This is a genomic window from Agromyces sp. NPDC057679 (genome assembly GCF_042799635.1).
GTDB lineage: Bacteria > Actinomycetota > Actinomycetes > Actinomycetales > Microbacteriaceae > Agromyces.
In genome coordinates this window covers 1-1,952 of the sequence record NZ_JBHVIK010000013.1, presented here as the reverse complement: position 1 = coordinate 1,952, position 1,952 = coordinate 1, and the positions used below count along the sequence as shown (strand labels likewise).

Here is a 1,952-nt window from a genome sequence, read left to right as displayed (position 1 = left end):
CCTCCACCCCTTACAATCCCCAAAGGCAACCGACAAGGGAAAATTCGTCCCTTATCGGCACCTCCGGAAATTGTACAGCAAGGGGTCACTCCCAATAAAAAGACTACGACATATAAAACAGGTTTAGCTTCAGAGAAAAAGAGCATAAGGAAACTCGGTGCCACCCTAAAAAAAAGGGTGTCAAACAGGCTGTGCCTGTTGAGTTTCTATGCTCTTAGAACAGGTGCCGTTTTTGAAGCCAAAGATATAGCATAGATACCCCATAGATATAGCAGGGATATACCAAAATATCTCTAGAGATACGGGTATCTATGCTATATCTCTCTACAAGATTCCTCCACACGCTTGACGGAAATGCTTCAGCATTTTAGCACTCACTCGACAGAGTGTATAAGTGCGCCATTCGGAATTTCAAAGCTTCAAATTTCACAGAGAGTGCCCATTTATACACACCCCCTAAATCGTGGTGTGACAATGGGTTCTCGCCGGCTCGAAATCGGTTTGTCATTCTGACAAATAACCCTTCGGGAAATAAAAAAAACGGCTCCATAAAGAGGAACCGTTTTGCTTCAAAAATCACGTTTTGTGTTATACTGGAGAAACGAAATTGTGTTTTCAAAATTGTCATTTTCGACATGATAACTTTTCTCGTAGTGTGGTTTTGCCGAACCCACTACTTTTTTTATGTCTCCGAACTTCATTTCTTCCCGTTCCGGCTTAACAATCCCTTTTGATTTTCGATACATATTCATTCCGGAAGGATACATGTGCAGCCGTCCGCCTTTTAAAAATTTCTTTTCCCGACCTTCTACGATCTTTGTTTGCACCTCACAGCCCTCTGAAGCCACTTTTAAGGCTGTTTCCCTGTCTTGGACATCTTCTAGGTCTATATCAGTCAAATAAGCGCTCAAATAGGCTCCTATGTTGTCTATATCCTTTAATGACTTGATTGTTACAAATCCTAAACCCCATAGACTCCTTAATTCAGCATTTTTAATATAAATCTTATCCAAATCATTAAAGCGCATTAAAACATGACAATGCCAGGCTCCACGTCCTTGTGGCTCTACCACCGATAAATAATCTATCGAACTTTCTTTCTTGTATTTATAACGCAACCTGTCGATAAAATTTTGAAAATCACTATAAAGTTTTTTCGTGTCCGTCATATTTTTCTTGTATGTCAAAGTTATATGTAATTCATTTGGCCGTCCTATAAAATTGTTATTTATCAAATAACGCAGCTTCTTAAAGGTTTGTCTCAAAGAATTATAATTTTCCTGCCGATTTTCCGAATGCTCGAACTCCCGGATCTCCCCAGTAGAGAGGTCTACAAACCTATCCTTGTCCAATTTTTTGATATTATTTTTCCGGTTCATCTTCTCCATATGCTGAACTTCAATGACGTGATTCATAGTGGTCACTTTTACAACATCATTTGGAGCTATGAAAACCGCGTCACCATTGCGTTTATCCATCCATTTCCCCTCAATTTTTCCTGTAATGTTTAATTAAAATCAAGTTAATAATAAAGAACCCCAAATCCGAAGTCAGTTTTTCAACAAAAATTAGCGTCCTTTTCCCAAATAGTCCCTATACAATTCCTTAATAGCAAACTCAATTACAGCATCTTTTGAAACTCTTCCAAATTCATTGTGTTTTGTAAAATGTTCGGCTAATAACTCTAGCTTTTTAAATGTTTCAACAGTAATTCGAGGTCCAATTTGTTTTTTCTCTTCCATCCAAACACACTCCTAACAAGTTGTTAACATAATTCTAACATTGGAAATAATAGAATTCAAGAACAGAAAAAAGAAGCACACTCGGAATGATATTTCGTTTCCTTTTGATTCCGAGCCTCCACCCCTTACAATCCCCAAAGGCAACCGACAAGGGAAAATTCGTCCCTTATCGGCACCTCCGGAAATTGTACAGCAAGGGGTCACTCCCAA

Annotated in this window: 3 protein-coding genes; 1 reads left to right on the top strand and 2 read right to left on the bottom strand. The window is 38.7% G+C overall.

Annotated features, from left to right (window positions below):
• A partial coding sequence (locus tag ACFVAJ_RS21755; RefSeq protein ID WP_376947958.1) for a hypothetical protein occupies positions 1-255 on the top strand: 255 nt, incomplete at its 5' end.
• Between the two features lie 314 nt (positions 256-569).
• Here the strand turns inward: ACFVAJ_RS21755 and ACFVAJ_RS21750 are convergent.
• The gene (locus tag ACFVAJ_RS21750) at positions 570-1,478 is read right to left on the bottom strand and encodes a hypothetical protein (RefSeq protein ID WP_375839305.1); all 909 of its coding nucleotides are present in this window, start codon (positions 1,476-1,478) and stop codon (positions 570-572) included.
• A gap of 90 nt (positions 1,479-1,568) precedes the next feature.
• Complete coding sequence (locus tag ACFVAJ_RS21745) at positions 1,569-1,742, bottom strand: hypothetical protein (protein WP_375839303.1); 174 nt, start codon at positions 1,740-1,742, stop codon at positions 1,569-1,571.
• Between the last annotated feature and the right edge of the window lie 210 nt (positions 1,743-1,952).